The 18,614-nt window shown below is 52.2% G+C and carries 5 protein-coding genes; all 5 read left to right on the forward strand.

Going from position 1 to position 18,614, the window contains the following annotated elements; genetic code table 11:
* The first annotated feature begins 26 nt into the window (after window positions 1-26).
* The 5 genes from ACFVS2_RS16450 to ACFVS2_RS16470 all read left to right on the forward strand — a co-directional run bounded on the left by ACFVS2_RS16450 (window position 27) and on the right by ACFVS2_RS16470 (window position 18,487).
* Window positions 27-9,101 carry an amino acid adenylation domain-containing protein gene (locus ACFVS2_RS16450; protein WP_390235664.1) on the forward strand — a complete coding sequence of 3,025 codons (9,075 nt, stop codon included), beginning with the start codon at window positions 27-29 and terminating at the stop codon, window positions 9,099-9,101.
* Between the two features lie 108 nt (window positions 9,102-9,209).
* The gene (locus tag ACFVS2_RS16455) at window positions 9,210-10,325 is read left to right on the forward strand and encodes a saccharopine dehydrogenase family protein (protein WP_390235666.1); all 1,116 of its coding nucleotides are present in this window, start codon (window positions 9,210-9,212) and stop codon (window positions 10,323-10,325) included.
* Between the two features lie 9 nt (window positions 10,326-10,334).
* On the forward strand, window positions 10,335-12,662 hold the full coding sequence (locus ACFVS2_RS16460; RefSeq protein ID WP_390235668.1) for a Gfo/Idh/MocA family oxidoreductase: 2,328 nt from the start codon (window positions 10,335-10,337) through the stop codon (window positions 12,660-12,662).
* A gap of 16 nt (window positions 12,663-12,678) precedes the next feature.
* Entirely contained in the window at window positions 12,679-17,550 is a 4,872-nt protein-coding gene (locus ACFVS2_RS16465) for an amino acid adenylation domain-containing protein (RefSeq protein WP_390235671.1), read from the forward strand.
* 175 nt (window positions 17,551-17,725) lie between these two features.
* Entirely contained in the window at window positions 17,726-18,487 is a 762-nt protein-coding gene (locus tag ACFVS2_RS16470; RefSeq protein ID WP_390235674.1) for an alpha/beta fold hydrolase, read from the forward strand.
* Window positions 18,488-18,614: the final 127 nt, after the last annotated feature.

Raw genomic sequence — 18,614 nt, forward strand, 5'->3', positions numbered from 1 at the left:
CTTGCACGAGAGAGGAGGGAACGAGGATGTCCAAAATGCTCAATGACAGTCTGACCGCAAGTCCCGCCGCTTCCTTGAGCTATGAGGAGATGAAGAGGCAAATTCAGGCGTTGCTGCCCGCGCCTGTCGCGTTTTCCGATGATCAAAACCTGATCGAGCTGGGACTGGATTCCTTGCAAATGATGAGGATGGTCAACAAATGGCGCAAGGAAGGCGCAAAGGTTACGTTTGCCGAGCTGATCGGTGCTCCTACCTTGCGTGATTGGCAGGCGTTGCTGCAAAAAAGCAGCCCGGCGCTTCCCCGTGTGGACGAAAGGAAAGCAGATGTGGAAGTACAGGTGAATGTGCCCTTTCCACTCACGGATGTGCAATACGCTTATTGGATTGGACGCCAGGATGATCAGCCTCTCGGAGGAGTCGGGTGCCATGCGTACTTGGAAATAGACGGTGCGGGCGTGGAGCCGGATCGATTGGAAACAGCGTGGGGCAAGCTGCTGATGCACCATCCAATGCTTCGGACTAGATTTTTGGCAGATGGACAGCAAGAGGTGATGAGTGCCCCGACGACCACTGGTGTAGTGGTTCATGATCTGCGGTCTTTTTCTGAGGGCGAATTGGCACGAGAGCTAGACCGTATACGAGATCGGTTGTCTCATCGCCGTCTGGCGGTGGAAGCGGGAGAAGTAGCCGGTTTGGAGCTGAGCTTGTTGCCAGAAGGCCGCACCCGCATCCATTTTGATCTGGATTTGCTGGTCGCTGACGTACAGAGTCTGCACATCGTATTACGCGATTTGGCGGCAGCTTATGCACGAGGCAGCAAGCCTCTTGCCCCGACCAACTGGAGCTTTGCCAATTATCTCGGGCAAGAGGCAGAGCGTCGGGCACAGGACAGACAGGAAGCAGCCCGCTATTGGCAGGAGCGCCTTTCCACAATGCCGGGAGCGCCAGGGTTGCCGTTGAAGGAAAAGCCGGAAATGATCAAGTCGCCTGTTTTTACGCGACGGACACATTTCATGAGCGCAGCCGATTGGGCACTTTTGCAAAAACGATCCGCAGCACAGCGGGTCACACCAGCGATGGTACTGTTAACGGCTTATGCAGAAGTACTGGATCGCTGGAGCACCCATTCGCAGTTTCTCATCAACATTCCGCTATTCGATCGCCAAACCGGAGACGCTGGCATTGAAGACGTTGTTGCCGATTTTACCAATCTACTACTGCTTGCGGTTGACATGCGGGAGCCAACCTCTTTTCTGGCGCGGGTGCGAGCTGTCCAATCGCAGTTTCATCAGGATGTAGCACATGCGGCTTACTCCGGGGTTCAGTTGCTGCGAGATATGGCTCGTGTTCGTCAGGGAGAGCGGGATTTTGCCCCTGTGGTGTTCGCGTGCAATTTGGGTACGCCACTAATCAATGACGAATGCCGCGACACATTGGGCAAGCTCTCATACATGATTTCGCAAACGCCGCAAGTATGGCTTGATTTCCAGTCGTATGAAATGGACGGCGGGCTCCTGCTGGCGTGGGATGCAGTTGATGAGCTGTTTCCTGACGGGATGCTTGACCAAATGTTCGGCGCTTTTTGCCAGCTGATGGACTCCTTGGTGATGGAGGACAATGACTGGCAAGGCGCATCCGTGCTGCTTCCCGATTTGGAACAGAAGAGGAACGATCCATCTGTAGACGATTCACAACCGCAGTCGAGTCAATGCTTGCACAGTGCCTTTTTTGCCTATGCAAAAGAGAATCCACACGAGCTGGCATTAATCGATAGTCATGCTTCCACTACTTTTTCGTATGGAGAGTTAGCGACGTACGCATTGCAGATTGCAGCGTATCTCCAAAAGCAAGGAGTTGAAGCAGGAGACCCTGTGGCAGTCAGCCTGCCGCGCGGAATCGATCAAGTCGCTGCGGTTCTTGGTATCGTGGCACGAGGAGCATGCTACGTCCCGGTTGGGATTGGACAGCCATCTACAAGGCGTGAGCGCATTCATCAAAAAGCGGGGATTCGCTATGTGCTTACGGATACGGAGCGGGCACAAACACTGGAGTGGCCGGAAAACGCTGTAGTTCTGGCGGTTACAGATGCGTTAAATGTCTCACCGCTGGCTGAACCCGTGTCGATTTCTTTTGACAGTCTTGCCTACATCATCTTTACTTCTGGCTCCACAGGTGAACCAAAAGGGGTAGAAATCAATCATTCCGGGGCATGGAACACCATTGCAGAAATAAACAGACGCTACGAAATCGGGCATACGGATCGGATTTTGGCGGTTTCCTCGCTTGATTTTGACCTGTCTGTCTATGACCTGTTCGGATTGCTCAGTGTAGGCGGCTCGATTGTGCTCATAGGGGAAGAACTGCGACGGGATGCGGCTCATTGGGCGAGACTGGTGGACCAGCATCAGGTGACGCTGTGGAACTCTGTGCCTGTGCTGCTCGATATGCTCTTAATTGCTGCGGAGAGCGGAGAGTACGATAGCTTGCCGCTTCGCCTGACCATGCTTTCCGGGGACTGGATTGGCCTCGAGTTACCGCAACGATTGAATCAGCTCGCACCCAACAGCCAGCTTGTGGCGATGGGGGGAGCGACAGAAGCGTCGATCTGGTCCAACTTTTTTGATGTGACGCTGCCGTTGCCCGCTCATTGGACATCGATTCCGTACGGTCGACCGCTCGCGAATCAGGCTTATCGGGTTGTCGATGCGGGTGGACGTGATTGCCCTGACTGGGTAGAGGGAGAATTGTGGATCGGCGGAGCAGGTGTGGCAGTAGGCTATCGGGGTGATCCTGTACTAACCGCAGAACGCTTTGTCAACTGGAACGGTTCACGCTGGTATCGGACTGGTGATCTCGGACGTTATTGGTCGGATGGGACCATTGAATTTCTCGGGCGCAAGGACTTCCAGGTGAAAATCAGGGGGCATCGCATCGAGCTGGGTGAAATCGAATCGGCCATGAAGCAGCATCCGGGGATTCGCGATGTAGTTGTAACCGCAGTAGGTGATCCGCGCGAGAACAGGCAGCTGGTTGGGTATGTGGTGCCAGAACGGGAAAGCGAATCAGCGCTGTTTGATCGTATAGAGGCTGATCCGAAAAAGAGCGAAGAACTGTGGGCAGATGTCGTGGATACGGGTCGTGTGCAGTCCTCATCGGAGCATTTTGCAAGCGTCAAACTGGAAGATTTCACCTCTTTTTGGGCGTACATGGAGCAACTTGCCGTTCGATTCATTTACCGCGCATTAGAGATGGCGGGAGTGAGATTTGAGCAACACGCCACCTATTCCCTCGATGATTTGATGCAGAGCTGCGGGATTCAAGAGCGTTATCGCGGGCTGGTCAGACAGTGGCTTCAAACATTGGAGGACGAGGGCTTTGTCCGTAAAGACAAATCGGATGTCTACAGCATCACGCAGGAGAGCCTGACTGAATGGTTGCAAAGGTCGCAGGTCTCCCAGGTATCGCCCGCATGGGAACCGCATGCACAAGCCCTTTTACGTTACTTGAAAAAAGTCAATGACGAGAGTGCTCCGCTTTTGCGTGGTGAGCTTGACCCGCTGGCCCATTTCTTCTCGGAGGAATTAAGTTTGACTCCGAATGATCTGATGCAGACACTCCCTGGTGTAAAGCAGCGTGACAGCGCGGCACTGGCGTTGATCGAAAGGCTGATCCACCGTCTTGGGGAAAGGTCTGAATCGGGACCGATACGTGTGCTGGAAATCGGGGCGAGGAGCCTAGCGTTAACGGAATCATTGCTGGCTGTGCTCCCGGCAGATGCGACACATTTTACATGCACAGACACCTCGACTTTCTTTACGAATGCAGCAAAAACGAAGTTCCAAGAGTACCCATTTGTGCACGATCAATTGCTGGATATTAATAAAAGTCCACTATCTCAAGGTTTTGAAGCACATCAATTCGACGTTGTTATTGCCTCCGATTCCCTGCATCGTGCGAAAAACATCGGTCTGGCCCTCTCGCATGTACAAAGCCTTTTGGCTCCGGGAGGCATGCTAGTTTTGCTGGAGATGACCCGCAACAGCCGATTGCAGCAAATCAGCACGGCATTTCTCGAAGATGGCTTTACGCATTTCGAAGATGAGCGACGTAATGAACAGCTCCCCTTGTTAGCGGTGGAAGCATGGCAACAAGCGTTGCAGCAGCAATCCTTCGCACAAGTGGCAGCTTTCCCGGAACAGAACGATTTTGGTCAGCATGTACTGGTTGCGCAGTCGCCACTTCAAGCCAAGCGCTTCAACGCTGCACCACTATCTGGCTTCTTGAGTCAAAAGCTACCTGATTACATGGTTCCGACTGCTTTTCTTTTGTTGAACGAACTGCCGCTTTCAGCAAACGGCAAGGTAGATCGGCAAGCCCTGCCGACTTCTAACAGCCTGATGAAGGCAAAAGCAGAAAAAGCGTATACAGCTCCAACGACACCAATCGAAACAGCACTTGCGGCTATTTGGTGCCAGCTATTTGAAGTGGATCGGGTAGGCGTCACAGACAACTACTTCGAGCTCGGCGGGGATTCACTATTGGCAACCAGACTCAGTGCAATGGTTCGCAGCAAGCTTACGGTAGAGCTGTCGTTAGGGCGCATTTTTGAAAAGCCGACGATTGCCGGACTTGCCGAGCATGTGCAGATGCTTCTGGAGGAAAAAGGAACAGCGTCAGGCTTGCCAGCAATGGTGCTGGCTCCACAAGACAGGCATCAGCCTTTCCCGCTTACAGATATCCAGCAAGCCTACTGGGTCGGGCGCAGTGGTGTTTACGCCTTGGGTCATGTCTCCACGCATTGCTATTTCGAAATCGAAGGGCAGCACTTGGACCTCGAGCGGATCAATCGAGCTTGGCAACGATTAATTGACCACCATGAAATGATGCGGGCCGTGATTTTGCCGGATGGCTGGCGACAGCAGATTTTGGAGCAGGTTCCTGCTTACCGAATCGAGGTCGCTGATTTGCGGAACCAATCGGCTGAAGAAGCTGAGTCTGAGCTGCAAGCGATTCGGGAGGAAATGTCCCATCAGGTATTGTCTACGGATGTATGGCCGTTGTTTGAGGTGCGCGCTTCGCGCTTTGGCGACGAACGGGTTCGCTTGCATATCAGCTTTGACAACCTGATTTTTGATGGATGGAGCATGTTTCATCTCTTGAGCGAGTGGACGAGGCTGTATCATGAGCCGGATGCGCCATTGATACCACTAGATCTAAGCTTCCGCGATTATGTACTGGCGCAAGAAGCGCTCAAATCTACAGAGCTGTACCAACGCGATCTGGACTATTGGATGGATCGACTGCCTGATTTGCCGCCAGCACCACAGCTGCCTTTGGCGAAAAATCCTGACACAATTACCGAGCAGCGTTTCCATCGTTTGGAAGCCAGACTCAATCGCCAAGCTTGGCAGCGGCTCAAAAAGCGGACAGCAGAGGTCGGTCTGACGCCTTCCGGGATACTGTTGACAGCGTATGCCGAAACCCTCGGTGCATGGAGCAAGAGTTCGCGTTTTACGATCAACCTGACGCAATTCAATCGACTGCCGTTGCACGCGCAGGTAGGCGAAATCGTGGGCGACTTCACTACGCTGACCTTGTTGGCAGTCGAGTTGTCCGCTGGCGAGACGATTTTGGAACGCGGCAGGAATTTGCAGCAGCAGCTATGGCGCGATTTGGACCATCCTTATGTGGGCGGAGTTCAAGTCCAGCGTGAATTGGCGAAGCAAACAGGAGAGCACAACGGTGTTGCCATGCCGGTTGTCTTTACGAGCGCATTGGGTGTAGAGCAGTGGAGTGGGTCTGACTCCGATGGAAAATGGCTGGGCAAGCTCGTCTACAACATCACGCAGACACCGCAGGTATGGCTGGACCATCAAGTGGTTGAGCAAGACGGCGAACTGCTGTTGATTTGGGATTCCGTAGAAGGACTGTTTCCAGAAGGACTCCTTGCCGACATGTTTACGGCCTATTGCGAGCTGCTGCATCGACTGACAGAAGAGGATGCGGTATGGCAAGAGTCGGCACCGAGCCTGATTGCTGTCCCTCGACTGGAAGAAAGAATCGCCGCAAACGATACGGCTGCGCCTATATCCACAGAAACACTCGTCGGACTCTTTGACAAACAAGCTGCATGCCAAACGGATCAACCTGCCTTGATCTCCACTCAACGGATGTTGACCTATGGGGAGCTTGCCGATGCTGCTGACCAAATCGGGAAGTGGCTGCGTTCACAAGGAGTTCAACCGAATACGTTGGTCGCTGTCGTGATGGAAAAAGGCTGGGAGCAGGTCGTTGCCACGCTCGGGATTATAAAGTCCGGGGCCGCTTATTTGCCGATTGACCCGCTGCATCCAGAGGAACGACGCTCTCAGCATTTGCATGATGGACAAGTACAGTTCGTGCTGACGCAGTCTTGGCTGGATGAGCGATTGGGCTGGCCTGCGGATGTGGAGCGGCTGATTGTGGACCAGATGACGGCATGGGATGAGGCAAGCACGGAGAACGCAGTGACTCCAGTTACCGGGCAGCCGGAGGATTTGGCCTATGTCATCTATACATCCGGGTCAACGGGCCTGCCAAAAGGAGTCATGATCGACCATCGAGGCGCGGTCAACACGATTGAAGATATCAATCAACGATTTGCAGTGGAGGCACAAGATCGGGTGCTCGCTTTGTCCAATCTGAATTTCGATTTGTCGGTCTATGACATTTTCGGCATGCTTGCCGCGGGTGGGACGATCGTCATGCCAGATGCTGATAAAGCCAAAGACCCTGCACACTGGCTGGAGTGGCTGGAAGCTGAGCAAGTGACAGTGTGGAATACAGTTCCGGCGCTGATGCAGATGCTGATCGAATACGCCGTGGGGAGAAACCTTCACTTGCCGCAATCGTTGCGTCTCGTCTTGTTGAGCGGTGATTGGATTCCACTGGATTTGCCAGACAAGATCAAGTCGTTTTTCCCTCACGTTCAGGTGATCGGTTTGGGCGGCGCAACAGAGGCCTCAATCTGGTCAAACCTTTTCAAAATCGAAGACATTGATCCTGGCTGGAAAAGCATTCCGTACGGCCGTCCAATGGTCAATCAGCGCTACCATGTACTGAACGAATCGATGGGGGATTGCCCCGTTTGGGTGCCGGGACAGCTGTTTATCAGTGGCATTGGGCTTGCCAAAGGCTACTGGAGAGATGAAAACAAGACGAATGAAAAATTCATCACGCATCCACAGACAGGAGAAAGATTGTACCGCACGGGGGATTTGGGCCGTTACTTGCCAGATGGCACGTTGGAGTTCCTCGGTCGAGAAGATTTCCAAGTGAAAATCAGAGGGCATCGGATTGAGCTGGGAGAGATCGAGACGGCATTGAAACGCCATGACGGGCTCAAAGACGTTGTCGTGGCCGTGCCAGATGACGGTGCGGATGAAAAGCGCTTGGTCGGGTATGTGGTGCTGGATCGCGAAAAGGATTCCGCGTTATTCGAAACAGAGCTGGCCGATCCCGCTGCAAGTGCTGCTCGATGGCAGGCGATCAACAGCATGAGTCACGCGCAGGCCGATACCATTCCTGCGAATGTCGATGTGGAAGTCATTAAGCAATTCCTGCTGGAGGCTGACCGTGTAAGCACCGCCTATATGTGCCGCACGCTGGAGCATATGGGGATGTTCTCGCAAGTAGGAGAAAGCACTTCAATTGCGGAGCTCATGCATCGTTTTCAGATTCCCCCCCGTTATCAGACCTTGCTTGCGCATTGGCTGGAAGTGCTAGTAGAAGAGGGCTTGCTGGAAAAACAAGCTGCGGGTACATACGTGAGTCTGCGTTCATTGCGTGAAGGTGTGCCGGATGTTGTTCTGTCCGCTTCCTCGCTTCGTACGGAAGCGGCACGTGAGCTCGAAGCCGTTTTCCGCCGCGACTATCCGTTGTTTATTGGCCTGTTAACGGGTGAGCTCGATCCGTTAGAGCTCTTTCTAGCCGACGATGCCTTCTTAACACCTGCTGGCTTGAGCCGCTTTGACCTGACAAGGGAGTTTTATAGCAGTCTTGCCGGGGCGGTGTTCGGCGGTATCGTAAACCACCATCCGTCTGACAAAACATTGCGGGTGCTAGAGCTTGGGACGAGAGCCGGTAGCTTGACGCAAACGCTGGTGTCCACCTTGCCTGCAGAACGCAGTCGTTATTTATACGTCGACGAATCCTCCTTTTTTACCGACAGGGCAAAGAAGGAGTGGGGAGAGCAGGCTCCGCTTGAATACGGTCAGCTTGACATGAACGTAGCACCGCTTGCGCAAGGCTATGATCCGCATTCGTTTGACGTCATTGTTGCGGACAATACGCTGCATCGCTCTCGTGATATAGGGAAAACGCTGGCGTACTTGAAAGGGTTGCTCGCACCTGGGGGGCTTCTGTTCCTGGTCGAGTCGACGCGCAACAGTCGTCTGCTGCTGACCACTGTCGGCTTCTTCGAGGATGGGTTTAGCCATCTGGAGGATGAGCGCAAAGTCAATCATCTTCCTCTGCTTACGGCAGAGCAATGGCGAGCGGGCTTGGAAAAACAAGGCTTCACTAATGTCCTTGCCATTCCGGATAAAGCTCAGGTCGCAGAGGCGTTCGAGCGCCATCTGATTGTGGCGCAAGCACCGGAGGCGGTTCGTTTGTTCCAGCCGGAAAAATTGTCCGAAGCCTTGCGGAATAGCTTGCCTGACTACATGGTGCCAAGCGAGTATGTGCTGCTGGATGAACTGCCGCTATCCGCCAATGGAAAAGTAGATCGGAAGGCAATCACAAAGATTGGTAAAAGAAAGGCAAGCATGCCGAAAAAGATGCATGTAGCGCCTTCCAACGAGCTCGAGGTCAAGCTCGCAGGCGTCTGGGAAGAGGTGCTTGGTGTAGCGGAAATCGGCATCCACGACAGCTTTTTTGCGCGGGGTGGAGACTCATTGCGCGCGATCCAATGTCTCAATCTTTTGAGAGAGAGATACCAAATAGATTTGTCTCTGCAAAGCTTGTTTGAAGCTTCCACGATCTGCACCCTTGCCGAGCTGATCAAGACGAGCACACAGGCAACGGAAGCTCTCGCAGCGGATTTTGACGAGGGGACCATTTAAATATAGAAAAACCGCAGATGAGAGAGGTGGGCTGCGACTCAGTGGCAGGCGCAGCCCCGCCTTTTCTTGGAAAAAGAATGCGGGGAGCAGGCTAGGAGGGAGCGAACGTTGGGTATCAAAAAGATTGGCATTTTGGGAGCGACTGGGGTTGTAGGCCATACAGCCTTTAAAACGATTTTGTCTAGGACGAACTATCCGATTTTGCTTGGCGGCAGAAATCTCGAGAAGCTAAGTGAGCTTTTCACTGAAACGGGCGGTAGGCTGGAATGCCAGCAGGTGGATGTATTCAACGAGGAGGAACTGCATGACTTTTGCGGCCGAGTCGATCTCGTCATCAATTGTGCAGGGCCATCCAAGCAAATCGTTGATAAAGTTGCTGTCGCATGCCTCAAACATGAGGTTCATTACGTAGATGTGTCTGGAGATGAGCATCTGTATCAACAATTGCTCACGCGAAAGCAGGAAATCGAGGAAAAGGGACTGCTCTTTATCATCTCTGCTGGCGTTTACCCGGGGCTGTCGGAAGTCTTCCCAGCTTACGTCGCTGAAAATGATTTCGACGAAGTCGATTTGCTCGAAGTCTTTTTTGCAGGACAGGGCGGTTTCTCACTCAATGCGGCCTATGACATCGTTTGCAGCATTGAAGAAGATACCGGATGGGGAATGTCTTACTTCAAGCAAGGAGAGGTCAAAAAAATAGACGGGCCGTTCCACCGCAACTACACGCTGCCGCATCCCGCTGGCAAGCGCGATACGTATCCGGTAGTGACCAAGGAATTCGGCCTCATGACCAAGCAGCATAAAATCGAATCCGCTTATTTTTACAACAGCTATCAAAGCAATGCCATCCTGAATCAATTTGTGATGATCAAGGCTTTGCAGCAATACAAGACCGAGGAACAAAAAAGAGCGTCAGCCAAGCTTCTGCTGGAACAGTTTGAGGCGAAGAAGTCAGGTGTGAAAGATTTTACGATGTTCCACCTGCATACGACAGGAAAGCGTGACGGTAAAAAAGTACGGGTCTTCTCCACTCTTCTGTACCCGGGCGACTGGAATCGGATATCCGGCATCATCGCGGCCTCAGTGGCCTACTTGATCGCGGAAGATCAGAACAGAAAAACAGGCTGCTTTTTCGTGGCAGAAGGCATATCGGCGACACGCCTGATTGATGCGCTTCGCGAGCAGCAGGTCGAACTCATGCATTCCATCATGGAAATGAAGTAGGGGTGACGTATGACAAAGAATCGTAAGTTGCGTACCGTGGTATGCGGTTCCCGCTTTGGACAGTTCTACTTGGAAGCGGTAAAGGCATTGCCTGAGCAGTTTGAATTGGTAGGCCTGCTGGCAAAAGGAAGTGAACGCTCACGTAAATGCGCCGAGCGAAATGGCATCCCGCTGTACACCGATGTCAATCAATTACCTGCTGACATTGATCTGGCTTGCGTCGTATTGCGTTCCACCGTGATGGGCGGCAATGGAACAGAGCTGTCGATCCAACTGCTTGCCAAGGGCATTCACGTCATTTCGGAAGAGCCGATCCACCACAAAGATTTGGCGCTGTGCTTAAAGCATGCCAAACAGAACGGTGTTCATTTTATGACGGGCGACCTCTACGTACATTTGCCTGCTGTTCGCCGCTTTATTGCTTGCGCTCGTACGATGCTGGCTGTGCAGCCTGCCTTGTACATCGAGGCTGCTTGCGCTACACAGGTGTCCTTCCCGCTCATGCACATTTTACAGGAAGCTCTCCCTTCTATTCGTCCGTGGAAAATCAGTCATGTCATCAAGGATGAGGGGCCGTTTCAAGTGTTGATCGGACAGCTAGGCAAAATTCCGATTACGCTACGCGCCCACAATGAAGTCGATCCGGATGATCCAGACAACCATCTGCATTTGCTGCATCGTTTGACGATTGGTGTAGCTGGCGGGAGCTTGTCGCTTACAGACACGCATGGTCCCGTCGTATGGCAGCCGCGTCTGCACGTACCGGATCTTCCTGACATTCATGGTGAGCTGACAGTGTCTCCACCTGCACACATGCTGGAAAACAGTACACACATACTGGGACCACAGGAGACGCCGACCTATCGGGACATTCTTACGAAGCAGTGGCCGCAAGCTATCGGACGAGATTTACTCATCATGCGAGATAGGATCATGGGGCAGGTCGATAAGGCTGCGATGGAAACGCGCGCGCAGCAGGAGCTATTGTGCTCACGACAGTGGCAAGAATGGACGCAGGCATTGGGATATCCCGTGTTGCGCTCCCATGGCAGTCATGAGCCGTTGACGTTAGCGTCCCTCGAACAAGCAGCCTGGAGCATTCCGGACGACGAATTCCACGACACTGCCTCACCTAATGATGCGACTTTGGCGGAAAATAACGATGCCTTTGCATGCACGGCGTCTGCCGAGAGCGAGCTAAAAGGGATCGATGCCGTGCAGGTAAATACGTGCATTGAGCGCCTGGATGCAGCAGCGGTGGCCTCCATGCTGCTTGCACTGCAATCCCAAGGGGCACTGACAGCGGGACAGCATTCCTATACAGCGTCAGACATTTTCACTGCTGCAAACGTAGCAAAACGTCATCAACCAGTCATCAAGCGCTGGCTGCACATCTTGACGGATCGTGGCTACCTGAAATGTACCACTGACGAGTATCAATGCGGCATTCAGATGACGCGAGAGGAAGTAGAACGACGGTGGGATTTAGCCAAAAACGCTTGGAATGGCAAGCTGGGCTCACCACTCGTCATGGACTATCTCAAGGACAATGCGGATCGGCTGCCACAGCTGATGGATGATACCCAGCAAGCTGCTTTGCTGCTATTTCCTGAGGGTCGCATGCATGTTGCCAATGCGCTTTATCGGGACACCCTTGTGGCGCGTTATTTGAACAAGTCGGTCGCAGAAGCAGTAGCGCGGATCGCGTCTACGATCTACTCGCTTCGTATCCTGGAGGTAGGAGCTGGGACTGGAGCAACGAGTGATGTGGTTGTGGACCGCCTGAGGGCGTCTGTTTCCAAAGGACTGAATGTGGAGTATGTGTACACGGATGTGTCCCACTTTTTCTTATCCTCTGCACGGGAACGCTACAAAGAGTGCCCGTGGATGAAATATCAGGTAGTTGATATCGACAAAGATTTGTTTGCACAAGGTCTCACAGAAGGCAGCTTCGATATCGTAATTGCGGCAGGGATGTTGAACAACGCGCGGGACACGGATGAAGTCATCCAAGGGCTGTTGAAGACCCTTGCTCCGGGAGGCTGGATGATTATTACGGAGCCAACTCGAGAATTCGTAGAAATGCTCATCTCCCAAGCTTTCATGATGACTCCACCAGTAGATGATAGGAAAAATACGCAATCGACCTTCATGACTGTCCAGCAGTGGCTCGATGTGTTTCAGCGAGCAGGCGTCAAGGAGCTTGCGGTTTTGCCTAAGGAGTCTCACTCATTGGCACCACTTGGACAAAAGCTGTTTCTCATCAAGAACAACAGCGATGTTGGCGTAAGTCAGCAGCTTTCCCCAACCGAAAACGAAATGGCCAAGCTCATTTAAATAGGAGAGTGTGCAAATGCCCCAAAACCTCAAGACGAATAGCGTCGAGCTCTTGATGCGCCTACGCAGAGATGGAATTTTTTTATGGGAGGAAAATGGGAGCCTGCGTTACAGAGCCCCAAGAGGAACGCTTGCAGCCGATGACTTACAGGCGTTAAAAGAACAGAAAGCAGACATTCTTGCTCTTTTGCGAGCCGAATCCCAACCGGTGAAGGTGGTACCAGATCCAGCAGCGCGATTTGTGCCTTTTCCCCTGACAGATGTGCAGTCTGCTTATTTGCTGGGCCGGTATGAGCTGTTTGGCTACGGTGGCGTGGCGTGCCATATCTACATGGAGCTGGACTATCCCGAGCTTGATCCGAAACGGGCGGAGGATGCGTGGAACCTGCTCATTGCAAGACATGACATGCTGCGCGCAACCATTGATCAGAACGGTCAGCAGCGCATTCTGGAGAAGGTTCCGCGTTTGACGATTACCTATACAGATACAAGTGACATGGATGAGCAAGAGGCAGGAACAAGGCTCGATGACATACGCGAAGCGATGGGACATCGCGTGTATGATACAGCCAAATGGCCGCTGTTTGATATCGGCTTGACGAAAACGAGCGACAGGGCTGTACTCCATGTATCGATGGAATTTCTCATTGCGGATTGGGCGAGTATTTGGCTCTTGCTGGGTGAGTTTGAGGCCCTTTACAAAGAACCGGGAAAAACATTGCCCACGTTGCCGATTACGTTTCGTGATTACGTATTTGCCGAACGCAGCCTAAGAGAGACTACCGCGTATGGCAGAGACAAAGCGTACTGGCAGCAACGGATCGATGCATTGCCACAGGCTCCAGACCTGCCAATGGCGAGACAGCAGACCCAGAATGGAGACGCACGCTTTCGTCGTCGCTTCATTCGGTTAGATAATGCTTCGTGGGATGCCTTCAAGCGGCGTGCCCAGCAGCGAGGATTGACGCCAACCTCCGCAGTGATGACAGCCTTTGCCTCTGTGATCGAGCGCTGGAGTCGAAACCGTGCGTTTTGCCTGAATTTGACGTTGCTGAACAGACAGCCGCTGCATGAGCGAGTCCATGAGATTGTCGGGGATTTCACATCCGTCAATTTGCTTGCGGTTGATTGGGGATTGGAGCGTTCTTTTCAGGGGCGGGCGAAAACCATTCAAAAGCAATTGTTTGAAGATTTGGATCACCGTTTGTTTTCTGGCGTGGAGGTCATGCGCGAGCTAGCGCGCAGGCGCGGGCGTGAAGCCGCTCTGATGCCAATCGTATTTACGAGCGCGATTGGGTTAGTGGAACCAGCGGAAGGCGGTCAGCTACAGGGTAAAATTGCTGGGCATGGCATCAGTCAAACACCGCAGGTTTTCATCGATTGCCAAGCCATGGACAGCTCGGCAGGCTTGCAGGTGAACTGGGATGTGCGGGAGGGTGTTTTCCCTCTGCATGTCGTTGACGACATGTTTGATACTTTTGCAAAATTACTGCAATCTTTGGCGGGCAGTGAGCAAGTGTGGGAGGGAGCTGACGAAATTGCGTTGCCAGACTGGCAGCGAGAAGAGCGTCAGCAGGTGAATGCGACCACCGCAGCTTTACCAGAGTACGCCTTGCATCAGCCAATCGTCACGCAAGCAATGACGACGCCAGATCGTCTAGCCGTGATTGACAGTGAAGGACAGATTTCCTATGCAGAACTGGTGAAACGAGCTGCCGCAGTAGCAGGGAAGCTGAAAGAGCTGGGCTGCCGCGAGCAAGACCGCGTGGCCATCGTGATGGAAAAAGGCGCGCATCAAGTCACAGCCGTACTCGGTACATTGTTTGCCGGAGCCGTCTATGTACCTATTGATCCGAAGCAACCCGAGGTGCGGCGACTGGCCATGATGGAACAGGCGGACATCCGTTATGCCTTGACGGTATCTGCCAACCAGTTGCAATGGTCAGACTCTATTCAAAAGATTGCAGTAGATCAAGTAAGCCCACAGCATGAACCATTGATACTGCCTGACCTAAACCCGGATTTGCCTGCGTACATCATCTATACGTCTGGCTCCACGGGACAGCCCAAAGGGGTCGTCATCAGCCACCGTGCAGCAGCGAATACAATCGAGGACATGCTTCGCCGTTTTGCGATCACGGAAAATGACCGCGTACTTGGCCTTGCCCAGCTGAGCTTTGATTTATCTGTCTACGATATTTTTGCCACGCTCTCTGTTGGTGGTGCGGTTGTGTATCCTCATCCCGATCGTCAAACGGACCCGTCCCATTGGAGTGAGCTGATAGCCGGGCATGACATTACCGTGTGGAATTCCGTGCCGGCCCTGATGCAGATGCTGGTCGCGTATTTGGATTCTACGCCAACTGTCAAAGTTGACAGGCTGCGACTAGCCTTGCTTTCCGGTGACTGGATTCCGTTGACGCTGCCTGATCGGATGCAAAAATATCTGCCTTCTGCACAGATCGTCAGTCTCGGCGGTGCCACGGAAGCATCGATCTGGTCAAATTACCATCTGTACAACGGACTGGAAGCAGACTGGAACAGTATTCCGTATGGCCGCCCGCTCGCCAATCAAGGCTTCCGCGTCCTCGATTCACAGATGCGCGATTGCCCAGTGTGGGTGATCGGGGATCTGTATATTACCGGAGCTGGCTTGGCGGAGGGCTATGTGGGAGATCAAAGGCTCACGGAGGAAAGGTTCTTCTCTCATCCTATGGATGGAGAGAGACTGTACCGAACGGGTGATTTGGGCCGCTACACACCCAGGGGCGAAATCGAGTTTATTGGTCGCGAAGACAATCAGGTCAAAATCAGAGGGCATCGGATCGAGCTAGGTGAAATTGAATCGGCCCTGCTCAAACATCCTGCTGTCGCCGCAGCTGGTGTCGTGCTGGATGGAGCGAGTGACGAGCCTGTTTTGCTTGGGATTGTGGAGGGCGCCCGCAGGATGGACCTTGACCTTGAAGCGGAAAGAGCAGAATTCGCGATGCTCGTAAATGGGATCGGTGAAGAAACGGGCATTGAGGTCAATCAGCGTATTGTTATGCTTTTGCAACAGATTGCGCGACAGCATACGAGCAAGCCTCTACGGATATTGCAAGTCGGCCCAGGGAACGGGGCATTGACAGAGCATGTCTCGCAAGCGTTGGAAGGCTATGATGCAGAGTATATAAGTATGGAAACAGTAGAAGAAGAGTATCGGGCACAAGGACTGGCACCGAACTCGTTCGATGTGGTGTTCGCTGCGGGAGCGATAGATAGCTCCGACATGGGCAAGCTGAAAGAGCTGATTTGCCCGGGTGGGTGGCTCATTCTTGCCAAGTGGACAGAGCCGTCATGGATAAGTGAGTTGCAGAAGGAAGAAGACGGTCTTTTGTTCGTTTTGCAGAATGAGGGAGAGAGTCATCTGCTCGCTCATCGCGTGAAGCTGGACAGGGTGAGGGTCAGTGGCGCAGAGCTGGAAAAATTCCTTTCCCTACACCTGCCTGCCTATATGCTGCCTGCTCATCTGCAAGTCGTAGATGCATTGCCGCTTACCGGAAATGGAAAAATAGATCGCCGCGAGCTGGCAAAATGGCGCCTTGCATCGTCGTTCGGACAAAATGCTGCTATGGACGCTACAGAGGTGGCTGAATCTGATCCATTGGAAGCGCAGCTTGCTCACGTCTGGGCAGAAGCATTGGGAGTCTCAAGAATCGGTCGAACACAAAGCTTTTATGAGTACGGTGCAGATTCCCTCATCATGGCGCAGGTTGCCGGAAAGCTGCGCGACAAGCTGGCGGAGGACTCGACGCACGCTGCCATCCCGTTTGATATCTTGCTCCGGCAAATGCTCAACTTCCCGACCGTGGAAGCACTGGCTGGTTTCATACACATGCGCAATCAGGAGATGCAGCAGAGTGAGGAAGTCGCATTTCTGAAAAAACGTAACAAGTCGAGCAATGCCGTGCTGATTCCATATGGCGGTGACGAATCTGGGCCGCTGCGGGTTGTGTTCCATGCCGTTTTGGGGACGATGGACAGTTTTCGTCCATTGATTGAACAGCTCAAAGCCCAACAGACAGGAAGCATCGTCGGGATCGCTATTGACGATAGTGAGCGTTATTGCGAGCTAGAGCCGTCCGAGCTGATAGAAACCGTGGCAGATGATTATGCCGAATGCTTGATCGACATTTTGCGTGAAGCAGAGCAAAGGCCTGTACAGCTTATCGGCTATTCCTTGGGCGGATTGATTGCCATTGAAGTGGCGAGAAGACTCGGGGAGCAGGGCGTCTCTATTCTGGACCTGGTCTTGATCGACATTCCTCCGATCCTGACAGAAGTGAGCGACGATCTCTTGATTGAGGCACTGTTTGTTCCGAACCTGAACATCACGCAGGAACAGGCTGGTTTTGGAAAAGTGGATGAGCACGAATTCGCCCGGGCGATTTTGCAGCTTGTAGAAAAATACGGGGATTGCATCCCACAAGGCTCAGCGTGCACCATCGGTGGAGACGAGGGGCTAGACCAGGTGGGAGAGATGTTCCGCAAATTATCCGCGTTTGACAGAAGAGAACGCTTCACTGCTTATGTTCATGCGCTAGGCAAAGCATCAGGGGAACAGATGCCAGTGGAAATGGCAGAGGGCTTGTGCAAAGTGTTTGGGCAGAGCTTTAAAGCAGCTCGCTATACTCCTTTGCCATATATGGGAGACATTCGCTTCCTGCTGGCTCGTGAGCCGTTTCAATTTTTGCCAAGCACGAGCGAAGAGACCATCGCTTTTTGGCAAGATATATGTATTGGAGAAATGGAAGTGACAGAAATCGCCGGCAACCATTATAGCTGCATGGTAGGAGAGAATACGGTCAAGCTGGCGGAGCTGTTAGCAGTACCACTCGGCACCAAATAACTTCTTCGTTTAGCAATCAAGACAGCGGTAGACAAGGACGACAAAATAACGTCCTTTGTCTGCCGCTGCTCTTTTTCCTCACCGCAAGAATCACTCCTAAAAAATAGAAACCCTCATTTGTTCATCACGTATTACTACAGTGAAACCCAGCCCTAACAAAGTGAGGTGTCGTACATTGGCAATAGAGATATCGAAAGTAAGTACTTCAAGAGGGAAGGTACAATATCATTGTAGCGGAAACGGCAAACCCAATATCGTTCTCATTAACGGTGGTTCAGGACCCATAGAAGGCTGGATGAAAATACTATCGGATCTTTCAGAGACTTCATCTGTCTTTTCCTATAATCGTCTTGGTGTTTCGGGGAGTGATAAGCCGCAAGAACCCCAAGATGGACTTACGATTGTAGAAACGTTACGGGAGACATTAAAGATAGTAGGTTTTGAACCCCCATTTTTGCTAGTCGGACACTCATTAGGGGGATTATATGCAAATTTATATGCCCGGCTTTACCCCAACGAAGTAGCTGGCGTTGTCTTTTTAGAATCCAGCCATCCGAAAGATATCGGTCTTGAAAAATATCAAGGTAAGGTAGTCAAAACAATAAACAAAATGCTCTCCATGTTTGATTCCTTGTCTCCCCATAAACGATTCAATGAAGTTCATTTTGTCAAAAAAACAGTGGAACAAATCCATGCAATCGAATATTTTCCCGACATACCTGTTTACGTGATTACAGGTGGAAAAGAAAATCGCATGATGCCAGAGGAAGTACGCAAAAAACGAATCGAGCATCAGTTGGAACTGCTTTCATTATCTAGCAACAGTAAACATATCCTCGCTGAAAAAAGTGGGCATTTTCCTCAATTTACCGAGCCAAGAGCCGTCATTGATACGATCAAAGACTGTGTTGAACAAATACAACCAAAAATGTTGTAGCCCACCTGCCAAGCCGCGCTTTGCTACTCATTTGTCAGCCAGTTATTACATATCCTTTGTAGCAAATGTGTAACGGAGCTTTTCTCCTATTCATGATATCCTGAAGATAGCAGCAATTCCGATCACG

The sequence above is a fragment of the Brevibacillus sp. NPDC058079 genome, assembly GCF_042885155.1.
Taxonomy (GTDB): domain Bacteria; phylum Bacillota; class Bacilli; order Brevibacillales; family Brevibacillaceae; genus Brevibacillus.

Excerpts from the sequence above, each read along its gene's own strand:
- ACFVS2_RS16465 (WP_390235671.1), top strand. The coding sequence starts at position 12,679 with ATGCCCCAAAACCTCAAGACGAATAGCGTCGAGCTCTTGATGCGCCTA.
- ACFVS2_RS16450 (WP_390235664.1), top strand. The coding sequence starts at position 27 with ATGTCCAAAATGCTCAATGACAGTCTGACCGCAAGTCCCGCCGCTTCC.
- ACFVS2_RS16460 (WP_390235668.1), top strand. The coding sequence starts at position 10,335 with ATGACAAAGAATCGTAAGTTGCGTACCGTGGTATGCGGTTCCCGCTTT.